This is a genomic window from Burkholderia sp. BCC0322 (genome assembly GCF_902833045.1).
Taxonomy (GTDB): Bacteria; Pseudomonadota; Gammaproteobacteria; order Burkholderiales; family Burkholderiaceae; genus Burkholderia.
This window is the reverse complement of the sequence record NZ_CADFDU010000011.1, coordinates 180,975-199,752: the sequence shown is the minus strand read 5'-3', so window position 1 is coordinate 199,752 and position 18,778 is coordinate 180,975. Positions and strand designations below refer to the sequence as shown.

General features: G+C 68.8%; 14 protein-coding genes. 8 read left to right on the top strand and 6 right to left on the bottom strand.

Translation table 11 applies throughout. From position 1 onward, the window contains the following. Positions 1-31 precede the first annotated feature (31 nt). Both HWX39_RS26860 and HWX39_RS26855 read right to left on the bottom strand, forming a co-directional pair. Complete coding sequence (locus HWX39_RS26860; RefSeq protein WP_175970776.1) at positions 32-313, bottom strand: hypothetical protein; 282 nt, start codon at positions 311-313, stop codon at positions 32-34. A gap of 266 nt (positions 314-579) precedes the next feature. Continuing rightward, on the bottom strand, positions 580-1,500 hold the full coding sequence (locus HWX39_RS26855) for a LysR substrate-binding domain-containing protein (protein ID WP_175970775.1): 921 nt from the start codon (positions 1,498-1,500) through the stop codon (positions 580-582). A 112-nt stretch (positions 1,501-1,612) separates the two neighbouring features. Here HWX39_RS26855 and HWX39_RS26850 point away from each other — a divergent pair, with 112 nt between their 5' ends. Continuing rightward, the gene (locus HWX39_RS26850; RefSeq protein ID WP_175970774.1) at positions 1,613-2,251 is read left to right on the top strand and encodes a glutathione S-transferase; all 639 of its coding nucleotides are present in this window, start codon (positions 1,613-1,615) and stop codon (positions 2,249-2,251) included. A 55-nt stretch (positions 2,252-2,306) separates the two neighbouring features. Here HWX39_RS26850 and HWX39_RS26845 read toward each other — a convergent pair whose 3' ends face one another. Further along, complete coding sequence (locus tag HWX39_RS26845) at positions 2,307-3,578, bottom strand: MFS transporter (protein WP_175970773.1); 1,272 nt, start codon at positions 3,576-3,578, stop codon at positions 2,307-2,309. A 97-nt stretch (positions 3,579-3,675) separates the two neighbouring features. Between HWX39_RS26845 and HWX39_RS26840 the strand changes: the two genes are divergently transcribed. Further along, entirely contained in the window at positions 3,676-4,716 is a 1,041-nt protein-coding gene (locus tag HWX39_RS26840; RefSeq protein ID WP_244135105.1) for a LysR substrate-binding domain-containing protein, read from the top strand. A gap of 103 nt (positions 4,717-4,819) precedes the next feature. Here the strand turns inward: HWX39_RS26840 and dapA are convergent, their stop codons facing one another. Next, the gene (gene dapA, locus HWX39_RS26835; RefSeq protein WP_175970772.1) at positions 4,820-5,713 is read right to left on the bottom strand and encodes a 4-hydroxy-tetrahydrodipicolinate synthase; all 894 of its coding nucleotides are present in this window, start codon (positions 5,711-5,713) and stop codon (positions 4,820-4,822) included. 452 nt (positions 5,714-6,165) lie between these two features. On the opposite strand from dapA, the gene HWX39_RS26830 reads away from it, so the two are divergent. Both HWX39_RS26830 and HWX39_RS26825 read left to right on the top strand, forming a co-directional pair. Further along, on the top strand, positions 6,166-7,185 hold the full coding sequence (locus HWX39_RS26830; RefSeq protein WP_175970771.1) for a sulfate ABC transporter substrate-binding protein: 1,020 nt from the start codon (positions 6,166-6,168) through the stop codon (positions 7,183-7,185). Positions 7,186-7,342: 157 nt separating this feature from the next. Beyond that, positions 7,343-8,305: an ion channel gene (locus tag HWX39_RS26825; RefSeq protein ID WP_175970770.1), complete on the top strand. Its 963-nt coding sequence runs from the start codon at positions 7,343-7,345 to the stop codon at positions 8,303-8,305. 51 nt (positions 8,306-8,356) lie between these two features. Here the strand turns inward: HWX39_RS26825 and HWX39_RS26820 are convergent, their stop codons facing one another. Beyond that, the gene (locus HWX39_RS26820) at positions 8,357-8,971 is read right to left on the bottom strand and encodes a glutathione S-transferase (RefSeq protein WP_175970769.1); all 615 of its coding nucleotides are present in this window, start codon (positions 8,969-8,971) and stop codon (positions 8,357-8,359) included. 319 nt (positions 8,972-9,290) lie between these two features. Here HWX39_RS26820 and HWX39_RS26815 point away from each other — a divergent pair, with 319 nt between their 5' ends. The 3 genes from HWX39_RS26815 to HWX39_RS26805 all read left to right on the top strand — a co-directional run bounded on the left by HWX39_RS26815 (position 9,291) and on the right by HWX39_RS26805 (position 15,322). Beyond that, complete coding sequence (locus HWX39_RS26815; protein ID WP_175970768.1) at positions 9,291-9,848, top strand: sugar O-acetyltransferase; 558 nt, start codon at positions 9,291-9,293, stop codon at positions 9,846-9,848. An 818-nt stretch (positions 9,849-10,666) separates the two neighbouring features. Next, a complete protein-coding gene (locus HWX39_RS26810) occupies positions 10,667-10,891 on the top strand; it encodes a hypothetical protein (protein ID WP_175970767.1) in 225 nt (74 codons plus the stop codon). Positions 10,892-11,749: 858 nt separating this feature from the next. After that, positions 11,750-15,322, top strand: coding sequence for an indolepyruvate ferredoxin oxidoreductase family protein (locus HWX39_RS26805; RefSeq protein ID WP_175970766.1), 3,573 nt, complete (start codon positions 11,750-11,752; stop codon positions 15,320-15,322). Between the two features lie 89 nt (positions 15,323-15,411). Here the strand turns inward: HWX39_RS26805 and HWX39_RS26800 are convergent, their stop codons facing one another. Beyond that, complete coding sequence (locus HWX39_RS26800; protein WP_175970765.1) at positions 15,412-17,079, bottom strand: Na+/H+ antiporter; 1,668 nt, start codon at positions 17,077-17,079, stop codon at positions 15,412-15,414. A gap of 297 nt (positions 17,080-17,376) precedes the next feature. On the opposite strand from HWX39_RS26800, the gene HWX39_RS26795 reads away from it, so the two are divergent. Next, on the top strand, positions 17,377-18,663 hold the full coding sequence (locus tag HWX39_RS26795) for an EAL domain-containing protein (protein ID WP_175970764.1): 1,287 nt from the start codon (positions 17,377-17,379) through the stop codon (positions 18,661-18,663). Positions 18,664-18,778 lie beyond the last annotated feature (115 nt).

Sequence of the window (18,778 nt, the reverse complement as noted above, 5' to 3'; positions counted from 1 at the left end):
CTGCTGCGGTCGGGGGACGGAAGCGGCGGGATCAGCCGGGTGACGACGCTGCCGCGCTCGACGCGGCCGCATTTGCCGTGGGCTTCGCATCGTCGTCGTCATCGGGCGGGTAGTGCACGACGGGCGGCGCGAGCGGCGCGGCATCGGACGCGGCGGTGTTGGCGGCTGCATCGTTGTTGAATGCGCTCGCGGAGCCGGCCGATGCGCCGGCCTGCTGCGAAGCGTCGGTCGCGTGTGCGTCGTGCGGCGCGTCGTCACTGCAGGCGGCGACGAAAGCGGCGGCACAAAGAACGGCGACGGAAACGCGACGCATGACTTCTCTCCTGGCTGGCTGATCGGGAAACGTTTTCGAGTATGCCGACACGATGCGACGTTTCGGTGAATCGTTTGCGACCGGCGCGTGATCGCGAAATGCTTTCGATATCCTGACCAAGGTCTTTCGCGCGGTGGAGGGGATGCAATATTTCCCGGTGGGTGATGCGGGCCGGGCACTTTTACCCGGGCACGCGACGCGATGCACGAGCGCGTCGATGGCAGCCTGAACGTTCATGATGGGCGCGTGCGGTCGATCGCGTTGCTTCAGCGGCGCGGCGTGCGTCGCCGGACCTCGCTGCGCAGCCAGTCGAGCCAGGTGCGGATTGCCGCTTCGTGCGGATGGCCCGTGCGCCACACGACGTAGTGCGCGTACACGTCGGTCACGCGCACCGTCGATACGCGCACGAGCGTGCCGTCCGCGAGTTCTCGCTCGATCAGCGAGCGGCGCGCGAGTGCGACGCCGCGCCCCTTCAGTGTCGCGTCGATCAGCGCATTCGCATCGGTGAAGCGCGGCGCGCGCTCGGATTCGGTGAGGTCGAGCCGCGCTGCCTGGAACCACGGTTCCCACGGCTGCGCGGGATGGCGCAGCAGCGTCGCGCGCACGAGATCGGCCGGCGCACGCGGTGCGACGCCGTCGCGATTGCGGTACGCGGGGCTCGCGACCGGAAAGATCGTCTCGTTCATCAGCTTCTCGGCGACGACGCCCGGCCACGTGCCGGGCCCGTAGCGCAGCGCGACGTCGATGCGGTCGCGCTTGCGCAGCGGCGCGAGCGCCACGTCCGGGTGCAGCGCGATCGCGATGTGCGGATGCGCGGCCGTGAAGCGAGGCAGGCGCGGTGCGAGCCAGCGCTCGGCGACGCTCGGCAGCACGCTGACGTTCAGCGTGACGTCGCAGGTGCGTGGGCGGCTGCGCCCGGCGAGCGCCGGCTCGAACGCGCGTTCGAGCACGCTGAGACCCTGGCGTACCTGCAGCGCGAGCGCGTGCGCGGCGTGCGTCGGCGTCGCGCCGTTGCGCTCGCGCGTGAAGAGCGGATAGCCGAGCTGCGCCTCGAGCGCGCGGATGTGCTGGCTGACCGCGCCTTGCGTGAGTGCGAGCTCGTCGGCCGCACGCGTGAAGCTCTGCAGCCGCACGGCGGTCTCGAACGCGCGCAGCGTCTGCAGCGGAGGAAGGTGGATGCGTCGCATTCGGGTATTAGTAACACTAATGTCCAGGCACGACAATTCATCGTTTGCGGCGGGCCGGCACGCGTTCCTACACTCGGTTCCGTCTTCCACAGCCCCGCCGGGCCACACCACCATGAACGCCTATCGTCTCTATCTTTCGCCAGGCGCCTGCTCGCTTGCCGCCCACATCGCGCTGGAGGAAACCGGCGCGCCGTTCGACGTCGAGATCGTCTCCGTGCAGAAGCAGCAGAACCTCGAAGCGCGCTATCTCGCGATCAACGCGAAGGCGCGCGTGCCGGTGCTCGCGATTCCGGGCGAGCCGCGCGTGCTGACCGAAACGCCGGCGATCCTCACGTATCTCGCGCGCCGTTATCCGGATGCGCGATTGCTGCCGCTCGACGATCCGTTGCGCGAGGCGCGGTGCCACGAGTGGCTCGCCTGGCTGGTCGGCTGGGTGCATGGCGTCGGCTACGGCGCGCTGTGGCGGCCGGGCCGCTTCGTCGGCGATCCGGCGTTGCACGGCGCGGTCGGTGCGCACGGGCGAAGCACGATCGAAGCCGCGAACGAGGCGATCGAAGCCGCGCTCGCCGACGGCCGCCCGTGGGCCGAGCCGGGCGCGCATTCGATCGTCGATCCGTTCCTGTTCGTGCTGTATCGCTGGGGCGTCGCGATCGGACTCGACATGACGCGGCATCCTGCGTGGACGGCCCATGCGCAGCGCGAGGCCGAACGACCGGCTGCGCGGCGCGCGCTGGCGCGCGAGGCGGGCTGACGGATGCGCGGGCGCTGTCGCGCAGACAACGGCGCCCGCGCGCGGCGCGCGACCGCTATCGCACGGCGAACAGCGGATAGGTCGCACCCGCGATCAGCGCAGTCGCGAGCCAGACCACGCTCCACGAACTGACGGCGAGCAGCGGCGGAATCGCGAGCGGCGTCGCGAACAGCCCGAGGTAGACGATCGTGTTCGCCATCCCGAGCGCGGTGCCCGCGTGGTTCGCGCCCGCGAGCGTCGCGAGCTCCGTGTACGCGACGCCGTGCCACGCCGATACGCAGACGCCCGCAAACACGAGAATCGCGACGATCGCCGCGAGCGGCACGTGCGGACTGCCTGCCGTCGCGGCTGCAAGCAGCGCGAACGACCCGGCGGCGACGAGCACCGAACCGCGCAGGTACGCGCGCCGGTTGCCGTGCCGGTCGGTATGACGGCCGCTCCAGACGCGCACCACCATCGCGCCGAGCTGCAGCGCGACCATCGCTGCGCTGATGCCGGCGAGGCCGAGCCGGCCGAAGTCGTGCAGGAACACCGTCGCGAACGTGAGCACCGCGAACTGCGGCGCGCACAGCAGGCCCATGCCGAGCACGATGCGCCACACGCGGCCGCTCGCGAGCGGGCTGCGCGCATGCCGGGCGGGTTGCTGCCGCTCGACGGAGCGATGCGCGGTGCCGTGCTCGGGGGCCGGCGCGGCGGGCGGCTCGTGCAGCCAGCGCCAGGTCAGCGCGGCCGATCCCGCGCACAACAGCATCAGCGCACCGAACACCGCGGCGAAGCCGAGATGCGACGCGAGCGACGGCAGCAGCGCCGCACCGACGCCGCCGCCGAGCGGCACGGCTGTCTGGCGGATGCTCATCGCGAGCCCGCGTTCGCGCTCGCCGAACCAGCGCATCACCGCGCGCCCGCTCGACCCGTTCACGCTGCCGCCAAGCAGGCCGACACAGCTCATCGCCGCGACGACGCGCATCAGCGGCGGCACCGCGTGCGCGGTCGGGACGATCGTGCACACCATCAGCGCCAGCATCGCGGCCGTCGCGACGAGCCCGGTCAGCAGCACGCGGCGATCGCCGAAGCGGTCGGCGGCCATGCCCCACGGCAGCTCGGACAACGCGACGCCGAAGCCGAGCGCGCCGAGCACGAGGCCGAGCGCGCCGTTGTCGAGGTGATAGGCCGCACGCATCCACACGGCCGTGGTCGGAATGCCGGCCGCGGCGGCCGAAAAGCTCATGTTCGCGGCGACGCCGGCCGCGAGCACGCGCCAGCGATGGGCCGGGCCGCGCGCGTCGCGGGCGGGCGAGGTGGGGGAAGCGATGCAGGTGGTATCCATGGCGGCAGGCCCGGGTGGAAATTGACATCGACAGTCTGGTCGCCTACATTCATCCTGAAAATCGGAAAGTTTTTGATGAATCGTTCGATAAAACAGGATGGTTGACGTGTCCGAACACGATATTCCCCGTGGCGACGACGAGCCGCTTGCAATGGCCGATGTCGCGCAGGCACGACCCAACTTCGACGTGGCGGCGCTGCGCAGCCTCGTCGCGGGCGTGGATCTCGGCAGTTTCGCGAAGGCGGCCGACCGCGTCGCGCGCTCGTCGTCGGCGGTGAGCGCGCAGATCCGCAAGCTCGAGGAGCAGGCCGGCACGCCGCTGTTCATGAAGGCCGGGCGCGGGCTCGCGCTGACCGATGCCGGCGACGCGATGCTGCGCTATGCGCGGCGGATGATCGAGCTGAACGACGAGGCGGTCGCGGCCGTGCGCGGCGTGAATCTCGACGGCTGGGTGCGTGTCGGCCTGCAGGAGGATTTCGGCGAGGCGATCCTGCCCGACGTGCTCGGGCGGTTCGCGCGCGCGCATCCGAGGGTGAGGATCGAGGCGCGCGTGGCGCGCAATGCCGAGCTGCTCGACCGGCTCGATGCAAACCAGCTCGATCTCGCGCTCGTGTGGGGCGACCCGGCGTCGGCAGCGCTCGTGTCGCGGGCGGGGATCGACGGCGAAGCGATCGCGCAGGTGCCGATGCGATGGGTCGGCGCGGTGGGCCGGGGCGGGTTTGGTATGCCGGACGGCGGTGGGGAGGAGGGGGCAGGAGGCGGTGCGGCACGTGCGCCGGGCGAGCCGCTGCCGCTCGTCGTGTTCGACCGGCCATGCCGGTTCTTCGGTGCGGCGACCGATGCGCTCGACCGCGCGGGCGTGCCGTGGCGCGTCGCATTCACGACGCCGAGTCTCGCCGGGCTATGGGCCGCGGCGGCGGCCGGCCTCGGGCTGACGGTGCGCTCGCACTACGGGCTGCCCGCGTCGGTGCGCGTGCTCGACGCGGCTTCGTGCGGGCTGCCGGCACTGCCGAGCCTGCCGCTGATTTTGCTTCGACGCACGTCGTCGGCGACGCCGACCGTCGATCGGCTGGCGCGGATCGTGACGCAGGCGGTGCGGGATGCCACGGAGGGGGCGGGGGCGGCGCTGGCGGCGTGACGAAACACGAAATGCTCGATCGCCGCCGCGGGCTGCGGTTCGGCAATCCCTCTGCCGATCGGTTGAATGGATCGATCGGTTGAACCTCACCAGGCGTCGCGGGTCATGCCGCCGCGAAGTCCGGCTCGATTTCATCCAGTTCCGCACAAATGACTGCCAGCCGCGCCCTCAACCCTTCACTCGCCGGCACGAACGGCAGCCGCAACCCGTCCTCGCACCATCCTTGCGCGGCCAGCACGGCCTTCACCGGCGCCGGGTTCGGCTCCGCGAACAGCGCCGCGACGAGCGGCTGCAGCGCAACCGACACGCGCCGCGCATCGGCGAGCCGGCCGTCGCGCAGCAGCGCATGGATGCGCACATGCCATTCGGGCAGCACGTGCGCGCTGCTCGCGATCGCGCCGTGCGCGCCGGCGCACATCGCCGCGAAGTTCTGGTTGTCGTCGCCGGACAGGATCGCGAGGGGCGTGTCGTGCACGAGCCGGCTCATCCGGTCGAGCGTACCGCCGCATTCCTTGATGCCCGCGACGCGCGGGTCGCGGGCCAGCGCCTGCAGCGTGTCCAGTTCGACGTTCACGCCGGTGCGGTACGGGATGTTGTAGACGAGCACCGGCAGGTCGGCCGCGTCGACGATCGCCTCGACGTGGCGGCGGATGCCGTCCTGCGTCGGCCGCACGTAGACGGGCGGCGTGACGAGCAGCCCGTCGGGCCGCAGCGCCGCGAGTTCGCGCGCGCGGGCGGCCGCGACATGCGTCGCGCTCGCGGTCAGCCCGACGACGATCGGCAGCCCGGGCGCCGCGTCGCGCAGCGTCGCGAACACCGCATCCAGTTCGCGCGCGTCGAGCAGCACGCCTTCACCGGTCGTCGCGCCCGCGACGAAGCCTGCGATGCCCGCGGCCGCATAGTGGCGCGCGAGCCGCGCGAGCGCGGCATGGTCGACTTCGCCGTGGTGGAACGGCGTGATGATCGGCAGCCAGATACCTTCGAAACGTGTGTTCATGCAAAGCCTCATGGTGGAAACGGAGTGGGAAAGAACCGTTCCGCCGGCGGAGAGCCGGAGCGAGGCGTGCGAGCAAGGAGAAAGAAACGACCTGCGGGCATCCCGTCCGGCATTCGCCTGACGGGACGCGACATCCCCGTCAGTCGAGGAGTCGTTTTTTCAGTTTCAGCCCGGCCGCGCGCGCACCTGCCGCGACGGCGGCGAGGATCGGAAGCGAGCGCACGGGAGTGGACATGGAGGAACCGTGATTGGGCTGAGCGGCGATCTTAACACCGGATCCGATCCGTGCGCGAGTGTGCGCCGCCGTTTAGCAGGATTCGAGATTTGCTTTCCACGACTGATTGGAAAGCGCGCTCCGTCCGGCCGCTAGAATGCCCGCTTACGTTTCGATGACGGCGGCGGACGCGTGCCGTCATGCACATTCACCCACACTGGAAACGGGGCATATCACGATGGCAAGCATGAAGGGGATCGGCCGCTGGCTGCTCACGGGCGCGGCGGCGGCGCTGGTCGTGGCGGCAACGGCCGCGCACGCGGATACGTCGATCCTGAACGTGTCGTACGACGTGACGCGCGAACTGTACAAGGACATCAACGCGGGTTTTGCCGCGGCCTACAAGCAGAAAACCGGCGAGACGATCGCGATCAAGCAGTCGCACGGCGCGTCGAGCGCGCAGGCGCTGTCGGTGCTGCAAGGGCTGCAGGCCGATGTCGTGACGATGAACCAGCCGAACGACATCGACCTGCTCGCCGAGCGTGGCCAGTTGCTGCCGAAGGACTGGCGCGCGCGCTTCCCGGACAACAGCTCGCCGTACTCGACCACAATGGTGTTCCTGGTCCGCAAGGGCAACCCGAAGGCGATCAAGGACTGGAGCGATCTCGCGAAGCCGGGTGTCCAGGTGATCATCGCGAACCCGAAGACTTCAGGCAACGGCCGCTATGCGTATCTCGCCGCGTGGGGCTTCCAGAAGCAGAAGGGCGCGACCGACCAGCAGGCGATCGACTTCGAGAAGGCGATCTTCCGCAACGTGCCGGTGCTCGACTCGGGCGGTCGCGGCGCGACGACGACGTTCACGCAGCGCGGCATCGGCGACGTGCTGGTCACGTTCGAGAACGAAGTCGCGCTGATGGACACCGGCGCATCCGGCGCGCAGTTCGACGCGGTGTATCCGTCGGCGAGCATCCTCGCGGAGCCGCCCGTCGCCGTGGTCGACAAGGTCGTCGACAAGAAGGGCACGCGCAAGGTCGCGCAGGCGTATCTCGACTACCTGTACACGCCGGAAGCGCAGGAGATCATCGCGCGGCACCATCTGCGCCCGCGCGACGCGAACGTGCTGAAGAAGCACGCGGCCGAATTCAAGCCGCTGAAGACGTTCAGCGTCGAGCAGGTTTTCGGCAGCTGGGCGAACGCGCAGAAGACGCATTTCGCGGACGGCGGCACGTTCGACCAGGTGATCGTCGACCGCAAGTGAGCGCCGCGCGCTGACGACACAGCCGGCCGCTTCCGCGGCCGTTTTTTTTGCGCCGCGCGGCCGGCGGCGCGGCGAATTCCCGTTCCGAACCGGCACGCATACCGGGCGGCCGCCGCGCGTGCTACGCTCATCGCCTCCCAGCTTCCGGCACCGCGCGATGAATGTCGATTCGTCCTCCCCAGCCTCCCGCGGCCGTGGCCGCAAGCTCTGGTCGGGCACGCGCCCGGTCATCGCGTACGGAATGCCGCCGCTCGGCTGGCGCGACCTCTATCATCGCGCGCTGACGGTGAGCTGGCCCGTATTCTTCCTGTCGCTCGCCGTGCTGTTCCTGCTGCTCAACGGCGCTTTTGCGACCCTCTACCTGCTTGGCCATGCGTCGATCGCGAACCAGTCGCCCGCAGGATTTGGCGGCGCGTTCTTCTTCAGCGTCGAGACACTCGCGACCGTCGGCTATGGCGACATGCATCCGCAGACCGTCTACGCGCACCTGGTCGCGACGTTCGAGATCTTCATCGGGATGTCGGGCATCGCGCTGGCCACCGGGCTCGTATTCGCGCGGTTTTCGCGGCCGCAGGCGAAGATCCTGTTCGCGCGCTACGCGATCGTCCGGCCGTTGAACGGCCGGATGACGCTGATGGTGCGCGCCGCGAATGCGCGCCAGAACGTGATTGCCGAGGCGCAGGCGAAGCTGCGGCTGATGCGCGTCGAAGGGACGCACGAGGGCTACACGCTGCGCAAGATCCACGACCTGCCGCTCGTGCGCAGCGAGCATCCGATTTTCCTGCTCGGCTGGAACCTGATGCACGTGATCGACGAATCGAGCGCGCTGTTCGGCGAGACGCCCGAATCGCTTGCCGAGCGCGACGCGTCGTTGCTGATCACGATCGAAGGCTCGGACGAGACGACCGCGCAGGTGATGCAGGCGCGTCATTCGTGGGGGCACGGCGAGATCCGCTGGCGTCACCGCTATGTCGACCTGATGCACGACGAAGACGGCATCACGCACATCGACTACACGCATTTTCACGACGTGGTGCCGGTCGACGCCGATACCGACGAGCGCGGCTCGCCGGGTGCGGTGGTCAATGCCGGCACCGCGACGTCGGGCCCGGCCGCGTAGGTGCGCTCGCGGGCGGCGGGTCGTGCCGCCCACGCGCTACGCGTCTACACGTCACACATGCAGCAGGCGCGCCGCTTCGCGCCGTTCGATCGCGACCGCGCGGCGGAAGGCGTCGCGATCCTCGGCGCGCGCGACGTAGTCGCCGAGCACCCCTTCGTGCGGCAGCAGATGCGCGTCGAACGCGATCTTCAGCGTGCTGGCGAGCAGCAGGTCGGCCGCGGTGAAGCGCTCGCCGACGAGCCACGAATCATGGGCGAGTGCTTGCGCAAGGGCGCGCTGCACGCGTGTGATGTTGCCCCAGCCGAACGCGACCGGATTGCCCGACGCGCCGGTGAATTTTTCGGCCATCGCCGGTTCGAGGCAGGTCGGCGTGAAGAACATCCATTGGAGGAAGCGGCCGCGCAGCGGATCGTCGGGTGCGATGCCGAGCCCGGCGCCCGGGCAGCGGTCGGCAAGATAGAGCAGCACGGCGCCCGATTCGGCGAACGGCACGCTGCCGTCGTCGAGCGCGGGTAGCTTGGCCATCGGGTTGACCTGCACGAACGCGTCGCTGCCCTGTTCGTGCGAGCGCAAGTCGATCGGCACGAGTTCGTACACCACGCCGAGCTCCTCGAGCATCCACAACGCCCGGAATGCCCGGGTCTTCGGCCAGTAGTAGAGCTTCATCGTGCCTCCGCGTTTGGGTGCGACTGTCGGTCCCGGTGGATGCTCAAGCGTACCCGAGCGCCGCAGGTTCGGACAGGGGCGCCGGGGGCTATCTGCGCATGATGGCCGGATGCGTCGTGTGCCGTGCTTGAATCAGGTACGAGGCCGGGAAAAGTCTTGTGGCACAAGAGTGTAGGCTTATGACTAGTGATGTAAATACTAGTCATAAACAGGATGAGAATCCTGTCGTGAACCGGCATGCCGCACATGGCAACACTGGCATCCTTCCGCAATCGCCGATGCATCACGAAACAGGGAAATCACCGGAGACGACTCACGCATGGCAAACGACGATCGCACCACGATCATTCCGAGAAGAACGCCGGAATCTGCGGCGATGGTGGCCGAGGTCAAGCGGGCGATGTCGATCGCCGCGCGGATCAATCGCCTGACGTTCGACGATGCCGCCGAGGTTCGCGCATTGTTCGGAGAACTGATCGGCACGCAGGTGGACGACGCGTTCGTATTGATCCCGCCGTTTCATGCGACGGGCGGCACCGGCATGAAACTCGGGCGCAATGTGTTCATCAACCAGAACTGCACGTTCTACGATCTCGGCAGGCTCGAAATCGGCGACGACGCGATGATCGGGCCGAACGTCAGCCTCATCACGTCCGGCCATCCCGTCGAACCTTCGCGGCGGCGCGACTTCGTCGTCGCGAAGCCGATCGTGATCGAACGGAACGTGTGGATCGGCGCCGGCGCGACGATCGTCGGCGGTGTGACGGTGGGCGAGAACTCGGTGGTCGCGGCCGGGGCCGTCGTCACGCGCGATGTCCCGCCGAACGTGCTGGTCGGCGGGAATCCGGCAGCGGTCATGCGGTCGATTGCCCCGTAACGCGACCCGCGGGCGCGTGCCCGCTCGATGCAGCCGGTCGGGACGGATGTGGATAACCCACGATCGAGGCGACTCGAAATGCTGTGCATTTGAACGGTGAGGGTGCCGCCGAGGCCGTCTGGACGGGGCTTTCCGGTGACTGCCCGATAGCCGCCGGCAGATGCGTGAGCCGCTCGTGGCGATGGCCAGACGAAAGTCGCGCCGCGCGATCGGTTGTGGATATCCTCACGCCGAAACGACTCGGCGCCCTGTGCATTTCACCGGTGAGGGGCACCGGATGATACGGAATGCATGAAGCAGGGTGTGGACAACTCGCCTGCGAAACGACGCGAAATGCTGTGGAATTCAGTGGTGAGGGTTGGCGCCCGATCGGGCCATGCGCCTTTCCTGACGAGGATTTCCGATCGTTGCCGTGGTTCGAAGCGCCGCGCATTCTAGCCGAACGCGAGCGTGCGCGGCGCAACCGTGCGGGTGCCGCGACGGGGAGATCCGGTTCCGGCTGTCGCTCGAAAGGCCGTGCATTTTAACGGCGAGCACGGGCGCGTGGTCGGCAATACGCAGATTTCGCTGCGCATCGCCGCGTTCGCAAGCGATTCGAAGCGCTGCGCGATGCAAGGGCGAGCGTGAACACGGGATCGGCGCTCAGCGCACCAAGATGCGATCATTCGGCCGCCGGCGCCGTCCGGCGCATCGTGTATCTCGGGCTGGCACGCGAGCATGCGAACGACGAACACACGGGCCCCGTGTGGATATCCGGCCACGGAAACGACTCTCGACACTGTGCATTTCGACGGTGAGTGTCCGTGCCCGATCGGCCGATGAGCCGCTTCCAGCTTGAATTGCCGGCCTGCCGCACCTTCCGCGGCGCGCGTCCGTCATCGCTTCGGCGGATGCTCATCCATGTGGATATCCTGCGCGCGGAAGCACTCGAAGGGCTGTGGTTTCCAACGGTGAGGGTGCCCGAGTGGCCGGACGGCAATGCCGGATCGGGCGTGGATAACCGCTATCGCAGACACTCGAAGCCCTGTGTATTTCAATGGTGAGCGCGAGCCCGCGATTGTGCCGCAAGCGCGTTCCGGCGTGTATGCCCGGCCGATGAACTCACTCGCGTCCCGGCGTATTTCCTCGGTGAGTGCGGGCCCGCGATCGTGGCGCATGCGTGTACCCGCGCGCCTGTCCGGACGATCAACCTCGCGTGTTTCAACGGTGAGTGCGATCCGGCGATTGCCCGGCATGCGTGTTCCGGCACGCCTTTCCGGCCGACAAACCCGCTCGCGGCCCTGAGTATTCGAGCACCGAAGGCAAGCCGTGGATCGATGCAATACGTCCCCATCGATGTGGATATCCGCGGTTCAAACCCACTCGCCGCGCTGTGCATTTCAACGGTGAGCGTCGAGGCAAGCGCGGGATGCATTCCGTCAACGGTGTGGACATCCCGGCCTCCACGCCACTCGAAACGCTGTGCAATCGAACGGTGAGCGCGCGAGCCCGGTCGGCCGAGGGGCGCGGCATTGTGGACATCCCGCCCCACCGACCAATCGCAATGCTGTGCATTTCATCGGTGAGGGTCACCGCATCGAGCCGCTGAAACCCTTGTCACACGGGGCGTGAGCGCCATCCGCCACCTGCACGGGCCACCGTCGGACAGCCACGTGTTTCCCCGGCAGGCGACCCGCCGGTCCCGACACGTCGCCCATCCCGCCCGGCCACCGTGCGCGAAAACTCTCTCAAATCCCGGCGAAAAGCTGCGCAGTTTTTCTCACTGAGAGCCTGCCCGAGCAAGATGAGGAAAAACATTCTCGGCTGCGCGCGAAAAAATAGAGCCATTCGCTGCCGCCGGTCACGCGTCGCCCGACGCCCTACCGAGCAGCCCAGAACCGCACAATCCGGAGACATCCCCCATGACTGCCCGCTTGCCCGTCGACGGCACGCCTGCCCTGTCCGACTACCGCCTGACCGACAACCTGACCGCGACGCGCGGCCGGATCTTCCTGACCGGCACGCAGGCGCTGGTCCGCCTGCTGCTGATGCAGCGCACGGTCGACGCCGAACAGGGGCTCGACACGGCCGGCTTCGTCAGCGGCTATCGCGGTTCGCCGCTCGGCATGGTCGACCAGCAGCTGTGGAAGGCGAAGAAACTGCTCGACGCCGGCGGCGTGCGCTTCCTGCCCGCGATCAACGAGGAACTCGGCGGCACGGCCGTGCTCGGCACGCAGCGGGTCGAGGCCGATCCCGAGCGCACGGTCGAGGGCGTGTATGCGATGTGGTACGGCAAGGGCCCCGGTGTCGATCGCGCGGGCGACGCGCTGAAGCACGGCAACGCGTACGGTTCGTCGCCGCATGGCGGCGTGCTCGTCGTCGCGGGCGACGACCACGGCTGCGTGTCGTCGTCGATGCCGCACCAGAGCGACTTCGCGATGATCGCGTGGCACATGCCGGTCGTGAACCCGGCGAACATCGCCGACATGCTCGAATTCGGGCTGTACGGCTGGGCGCTGTCGCGCTACTCGGGCGCGTGGGTCGGTTTCAAGGCGATTTCCGAAACGGTCGAATCGGGCTCGACCGTCGACCTCGACGCATTGCAGACGCGGTGGCCGGCGCCGGAAGGCTACACGCCGCCGGCGGGCGGCCTGCACAATCGCTGGCCCGACCTGCCGAGCCTCACGATCGAGGCGCGCCTCGCCGCGAAGCTCGACGCGGTGCGTCATTTCGCGCGCACCAACAGCATCGACAAGTGGATCGCGCCGAGCGCGCAGGCGAACGTCGGCATCGTGACCTGCGGCAAGGCGCACCTCGACCTGATGGAGGCGCTGCGTCGCCTCGACCTGACGGTGGCCGACCTCGACGCGGCCGGCGTGCGGATCTACAAGGTCGGCCTGTCGTACCCGCTCGAGATGACGCGCATCGAGACGTTCGTCGACGGGCTCGCCGAAGTGCTCGTGATCGAGGAGAAAGGCCCGGTCATCGAGCAGCAGATCAAGGACTACCTGTACAACCGCGCGGAAGGCGCGCGCCCGCGCGTGCTCGGCAAGCACGACGCCGCCGGCGCCTGCCTGCTGTCCGAGCTCGGCGAGCTGCGCCCGTCGCGCATCCTGCCGGTGTTCGCCGACTGGCTTGCGCGCCACAAGCCGGCGCTCGACCGCCGCGAACGCGTCGTCGATCTCGTCGCGCCGCAGATCCTGTCGAACGAGGCGGACGCGGTGAAGCGCACGCCGTACTTCTGCTCGGGCTGCCCGCACAACACGTCGACGAAGGTGCCGGAAGGCTCGATCGCGCAGGCCGGCATCGGCTGCCACTTCATGGCGTCGTGGATGGAGCGCGACACGACCGGGCTGATCCAGATGGGCGGCGAGGGCGTCGACTGGGCCGCGCACGCGATGTTCACCAACACGAAGCACGTGTTCCAGAACCTCGGCGACGGCACCTACTTCCACTCCGGCATCCTCGCGATCCGCCAGGCCGTGGCCGCGAAAGCGAACATCACGTACAAGATCCTCTACAACGATGCGGTCGCGATGACGGGCGGCCAGCCGGTCGACGGCAGCATCTCGGTGCCGCAGATCGCGCGGCAGGTCGAGGCGGAAGGCGTGTCGCGCTTCGTCGTCGTGTCCGACGAACCGGAGAAGTACGACGGTCATCACGGGCTGTTCCCGAAGGGCACGACGTTCCATCACCGCAGCGAGCTCGACACGGTGCAGCGCGAGCTGCGCGAGACGCCGGGCGTCACCGTGCTGATCTACGACCAGACCTGCGCGGCCGAGAAGCGCCGCCGCCGCAAGAAGGGCGAATTCCCCGACCCGGACAAGCGCCTGTTCATCAACGACGCGGTGTGCGAAGGCTGCGGCGATTGCGGCGTGCAGTCGAACTGCCTGTCGGTCGAGCCGCTGGAGACGCCGCTCGGCCGCAAGCGCCGCATCGACCAGTCGTCGTGCAACAAGGATTATTCGTGCGTGAACGGCTTCTGCCCGAGCTTCGTGACGGTCGAAGGCGCGGCGCTGAAGAAGGCCGCCGGTGCCGCGTTCGACGAAGCCGCGCTCGCCGCGCGCGTCGACGCGCTGCCGGTGCCGGCCACGCATCTCGACGCGGCGCCGTTCGACATGCTCGTGACGGGCGTCGGCGGCACGGGCGTCGTGACGGTCGGCGCGCTGATCAGCATGGCCGCGCACCTCGAAGGCAAGAGCGCGTCGGTGCTCGACTTCATGGGCTTCGCGCAGAAGGGCGGCTCGGTGCTGTCGTTCGTGCGGATCGCATCGAGCGACCGGTGGCTGAACCAGGTGCGTATCGACACGCAGCAGGCCGACGTGCTGCTCGCGTGCGACATGGTGGTCGGCGCGAGCGCCGAGGCGCTGCAGACGGTGCGTCACGAGCGTTCGCGGATCGTCGTCAACACGCACCGGATCCCGAACGCGTCGTTCGTGCAGAACCCCGACGCGAATCTGCATGCGGATGCGCTGCTCGAGAAGATGCGTCACGCGGCCGGCGATGGTTACCTGTCGAGCTGCGACGCGCAAGCGCTCGCCGCGAAGTTCCTCGGCGATTCGATCGGCGCGAACATCCTGATGCTCGGCTATGCGTGGCAGCTCGGCCTCGTGCCGGTGTCGCTCGCCGCGATGATGCGCGCGATCGAGCTGAACAACGTCGCGGTGCCGATGAACAAGCTCGCGTTCTCGATCGGCCGGATGGCGGCCGGCGACGCGGCGGGCCTCGATGCGTTGTGGAACGCGCGTCACGCGGTGGCCACGCACGCCGCACCGGAAACGCTTGCCGAACTGATCGCCGATCGCGAGGCGCGTCTCGATGCATACGGCGGCGCACGCTATGTCGAACGCTACCGTGCCCTCGTGAGCGCGGCGCGCGCGAAGGGCGACGATGCGCTGACGCGCGCGGTCGCGACGACGTTCTACCGGCTGCTCGCGGTGAAGGACGAATACGAAGTCGCGCGGCTTTACACGGACGACGCGTTCCGCACGGCGCTCGAAGCGCAATTCGAAGGCGTGCCGGGGCAGGCTTATCGCGTGAAGTTCAACCTGGCGCCGCCGACGGTCGCGAAGGCCGGCCGCGACGGCAGCGCGCCGAAGAAGCGCGAGTTCGGCCAGTGGATGTGGCCGGTGTTCGGCATGCTGGCGCGCGTGCGCAGCCTGCGCGGCACGTGGCTCGATCCGTTCGGCCGCACCGTCGAGCGCAAGATGGAGCGCGCGCTCGCCGACGACTACGAGACGACGCTCACGCGTGCGCTCGCCGCGACGACCGCCGGCAATGCGGCGCAGGTCGCGCAACTGGCCGACCTGCACGCCCGCGTGCGCGGCTTCGGGCACGTGAAGGTGCGCAACCTGGCCGGCGTGAAGCGCGCGGAGCGCAAGCTCGCGTTGCAGCTCGGCATCGAAGCGGCGACGAGCGCGGCCGTGCAGCACGCGCTCGACGAGATGAAGGGCGCGGGGATGCTGAAGGGGATTCCGGTCGTCGTCGCGAAGTAACGCGAACGCGGGCGGGAGTGAAAACGGCGACGCCAGTGCGTCGCCGTTTTTGATGGGGCGGCGGCTGCGCAAAGGCAGCGGCCGGCCGTTTAGAGAATGCCTTTCTTGCGCGTCGACAGCGCGGTCTCCGACAGGTCGATCTCGCGGAGCAGCTTCGTCAGCGTCTCGTCGGAAATCCTGCTTTCGCTACGCAGCCGGTAGAGCGCGGAGCGTTCCGCGCGCACGGCCGCGATCCGCATCTGCAGTTCCATCGTTTCGGCCTGCTTCGCTTCCGCGCGCGGCGTGGGGCCGTCCTCGGCGAGCGTCGCGAGGCGGCGGCGGTACTGGTCCATCACGCGTGCGGAGATATCCGCGCAGCGCGCGGCGCCCGATTCGTCGAGATCGACCGAGATCGCGTCGTGCGACGAGTCGATCGCGCGGATCGCGGCCTGCGCGGCGGCCGCGCGTGCGGCGCGTTCCTCGTCGCCGAGCGGGCTGCGCGACGAACGCACGCCGCGCAGCAGCAGCGGCAGGCCGATCACCGCGACGACGAGCGAGCCGAGGATCACGGCCGACGCCACGAAGATCGCCGTGTCGCGGCCCGGCAGCGGCACGCCGTCGGACAGCGCGACCGGAATCGACAGCACGCCGGCGAGCGTGACCGCGCCGCGCACGCCGCCGACCGTCATCACCGCGATCGTGCGCACGCCGGCCATCGTGCCCGCGAGGCCCTGGCGCGCGGCGCGACGGCTCGCGAACCAGCGCAGCAGCCAGACCCACAGGAAGCGGATCGCATACAGCGCGAGCATCATCGCGCAGACGTTGAAGATCATCCGGCCGACGAGTGCGTCGCTCGTGTGGTGCGCGTCGACGAGCGTGCGGCCGATGATGTGCGGCAGCTGCAGCCCGAGCATGATGAACACCATGCCGTTGAACACGAACTCGATCATCGCCCACGTGCTTTCGGCGCGCACGCGCGACGCGACAGTGCTTTTGCGCGAGAAGCTCGTGTAATTCATCATCATCCCGGCCGACACGGCCGCCAGCACGCCCGACAGGTCGAGGTGCTCGGCGAACAGGTAGGCCGCGAACGGCACGAGCAGCGTCATCACGATGCCGGGGGCCGGATCGCCTTCCTGCTCGGCGTTCAGGAAGCGCGTCGACAGCGCGCTGAAGGCCCACGATACGATCGCGCCCGTCGCGAGCCCGCCGGCCGCGACGATCACGAACGTGACCGAGGCGTCGCGCAGCGAGAACATGCCCGTCAGCGCGGCCGCGATCGCGAATTTCAGTGCGACGAGGCCCGACGCGTCGTTCATCAGCGCCTCGCCTTCGAGGATGTGCATCAGCTGCGGCGGGATCCGGCCCTTACCGGCGATGCCCGACAGCGCGACCGCGTCGGTCGGCGACAGTACGGCCGCGAGCGCGAACGCGATCGGCAGCGGCAACTCGGGTATCAGCCAGTGCGCGAAGTAGCCCACTGCGAGTACCGTCATGAACACGAGCCCGAACGCGAGCATCAGGATCGCGCGGCGCTGCAGGTACAGCTCGCGCTTCGGAATCCGCCAGCCGTCCGCGAACAGCAGCGGCGGGATGAACAGCAGCATGAAGATTTCGGGATCGAACGTGACGTGCAGGTTCAGCTTCGGCCACGCGAGCATCGCGCCGAACGCGATCTGCATCAGCGGCAGCGGCAGCTGGAACGGCAGGATGCGCGTGACGGCGCCGGACAGCGCAACGGTCAGCAGCAGGATCAGGACGGTGAAGACGATTTCCATCGATACGGCGAATACGGGGAATGAAACGATCGTACGGAGTGTAGCGTGGCAGCGTGACGGGTGCGTTCGAGCGGCCGGTGCGCGCGCACGAAAATGGTGCGCGAGACATGCGCCGCGTTGGTGCGGCAGCACGGCGCGAGCGGTGCTGCGCACGGGTTGTCGGCGCCTTGCACGGAGCTTGCTTGATGTTGGCCAGCCGTCCGGCGTCGACCGGGCAACCGAGGGTCCAACCATGACATTGCACGCGCCGTTCGCTTCGTCGGACGCCGCGTTCGAAGGCACTACCAGGAGGAAGGCATGACGATCGTGCAACAGGAGCGTCCGGCCGCCGCGTCGCCGTACCGCTTCGAGCGGGAGGTGAGTTCCGGCCTCGAACGTCTGGCGACGCAGCACCGCGACCTGACGCTCACGACCGTGTTCCAGCCGATTTTCAGCCTGTCGCACCAGCGCGCGGTGGGCTACGAGGCGCTGCTGCGCGCGCACGATGCACTCGACCGCGCCGTGTCGCCGCTCGACGTGTTCGGCGAAGCCGCGCGCCAGGGCGAGCTGCTGCAGCTCGACCGGCTCGCGCAGGCGCTGCATCTCGAGAACTTCATGCTGCTCGGCGCGGAGCGCGAGTGGCTGTTCCTCAACGTTCATCCGGGCGTGCTCACCGACCCGTTCCAGGCGGCCGCGCTGCTCGCGAACCTGAAGCGGCTCGGCATGCCGCCACGCCGCATCGTGCTCGAAGTGCTCGAACAGCGCGCGGAAGACGTCGAGCGGCTCGCCGAGGCCGTGCGTGAATTCCGCACGCACGGTTTCCTGATCGCGCTCGACGATTTCGGCGCGGGCCATTCGAATCTCGAGCGGATCTGGCAACTGAACCCGGACATCGTGAAGCTCGACCGGATCATGCTGTCGCACGCGGCGCACCGCACCGGGCTCACCGCGATCCTGCACGGGCTCGTGACGCTGCTGCACGAGGCCGGCAAGCTGGTGCTCGTCGAGGGCATCGAGACCGAACACGAGGCGCAGATCGCGCTGTCATGCGAGGCCGATTTCGTGCAGGGCTACTACTTCGGCCGGCCGGCGCCGGGGCTGCCCGACAGCGCGGCCGCGACGGGCTGCATCGGCGAGCTGACCGAGCGTTTCCGGCAGCAGACCGAGGCGCGCGAGCGGCGCGATGCACAGCGGCTCGCGCCCTACCTGCGCGCGTTCGAACGTGCGGCCGAGCGTCTCGCCGCCGGCGAGCCGCTCGACGAGGTGTGCTGGAACTTCCTTGCGCTTGATGCGGCCGCGCGCTGCTTCCTGCTCGACGCGCACGGCCGCCAGTCGGGCCGCAACGTCGTGCTGCGCGCCGACCGTGCGCTCGCCGAGGCGCGCTTTTCGCCGCTGGCGGACGCGCAGGGCGCGAACTGGCTGCGCCGGCCGTATTTCCGCTCGGCGATCGTCGAGCCGGGGCGCGTGCAGGTCACGCGCCCGTACCTGTCGATCAACGAGGCGCAGCCATGCGTGACGCTGTCGGTGGCCGTGCGCGTCGGCGATGCGCAGCGCGTGCTGTGCGGCGATATCGACTGGAGCGACGACGAAGCGGACGCCGGCTAGGGCCGACCGCAAGCGGCGAGCGGAGCGGGCCGGCCGTTGCGCTCGCCGCGAGCTTCCCCGACAATGGCCCGACCGCGGCCATCGTGACCGCGAGCGCGCCGTCCCGGGGGCCACC

Excerpts from the sequence above, each read along its gene's own strand:
- HWX39_RS26860 (WP_175970776.1), bottom strand. The coding sequence starts at position 313 with ATGCGTCGCGTTTCCGTCGCCGTTCTTTGTGCCGCCGCTTTCGTCGCC.
- HWX39_RS26855 (WP_175970775.1), bottom strand. The coding sequence starts at position 1,500 with ATGCGACGCATCCACCTTCCTCCGCTGCAGACGCTGCGCGCGTTCGAG.
- HWX39_RS26850 (WP_175970774.1), top strand. The coding sequence starts at position 1,613 with ATGAACGCCTATCGTCTCTATCTTTCGCCAGGCGCCTGCTCGCTTGCC.
- HWX39_RS26845 (WP_175970773.1), bottom strand. The coding sequence starts at position 3,578 with ATGGATACCACCTGCATCGCTTCCCCCACCTCGCCCGCCCGCGACGCG.
- HWX39_RS26840 (WP_244135105.1), top strand. The coding sequence starts at position 3,676 with ATGGTTGACGTGTCCGAACACGATATTCCCCGTGGCGACGACGAGCCG.
- dapA (WP_175970772.1), bottom strand. The coding sequence starts at position 5,713 with ATGAACACACGTTTCGAAGGTATCTGGCTGCCGATCATCACGCCGTTC.
- HWX39_RS26830 (WP_175970771.1), top strand. The coding sequence starts at position 6,166 with ATGGCAAGCATGAAGGGGATCGGCCGCTGGCTGCTCACGGGCGCGGCG.
- HWX39_RS26825 (WP_175970770.1), top strand. The coding sequence starts at position 7,343 with ATGAATGTCGATTCGTCCTCCCCAGCCTCCCGCGGCCGTGGCCGCAAG.
- HWX39_RS26820 (WP_175970769.1), bottom strand. The coding sequence starts at position 8,971 with ATGAAGCTCTACTACTGGCCGAAGACCCGGGCATTCCGGGCGTTGTGG.
- HWX39_RS26815 (WP_175970768.1), top strand. The coding sequence starts at position 9,291 with ATGGCAAACGACGATCGCACCACGATCATTCCGAGAAGAACGCCGGAA.
- HWX39_RS26810 (WP_175970767.1), top strand. The coding sequence starts at position 10,667 with ATGAGCCGCTTCCAGCTTGAATTGCCGGCCTGCCGCACCTTCCGCGGC.
- HWX39_RS26805 (WP_175970766.1), top strand. The coding sequence starts at position 11,750 with ATGACTGCCCGCTTGCCCGTCGACGGCACGCCTGCCCTGTCCGACTAC.
- HWX39_RS26800 (WP_175970765.1), bottom strand. The coding sequence starts at position 17,079 with ATGGAAATCGTCTTCACCGTCCTGATCCTGCTGCTGACCGTTGCGCTG.
- HWX39_RS26795 (WP_175970764.1), top strand. The coding sequence starts at position 17,377 with ATGACGATCGTGCAACAGGAGCGTCCGGCCGCCGCGTCGCCGTACCGC.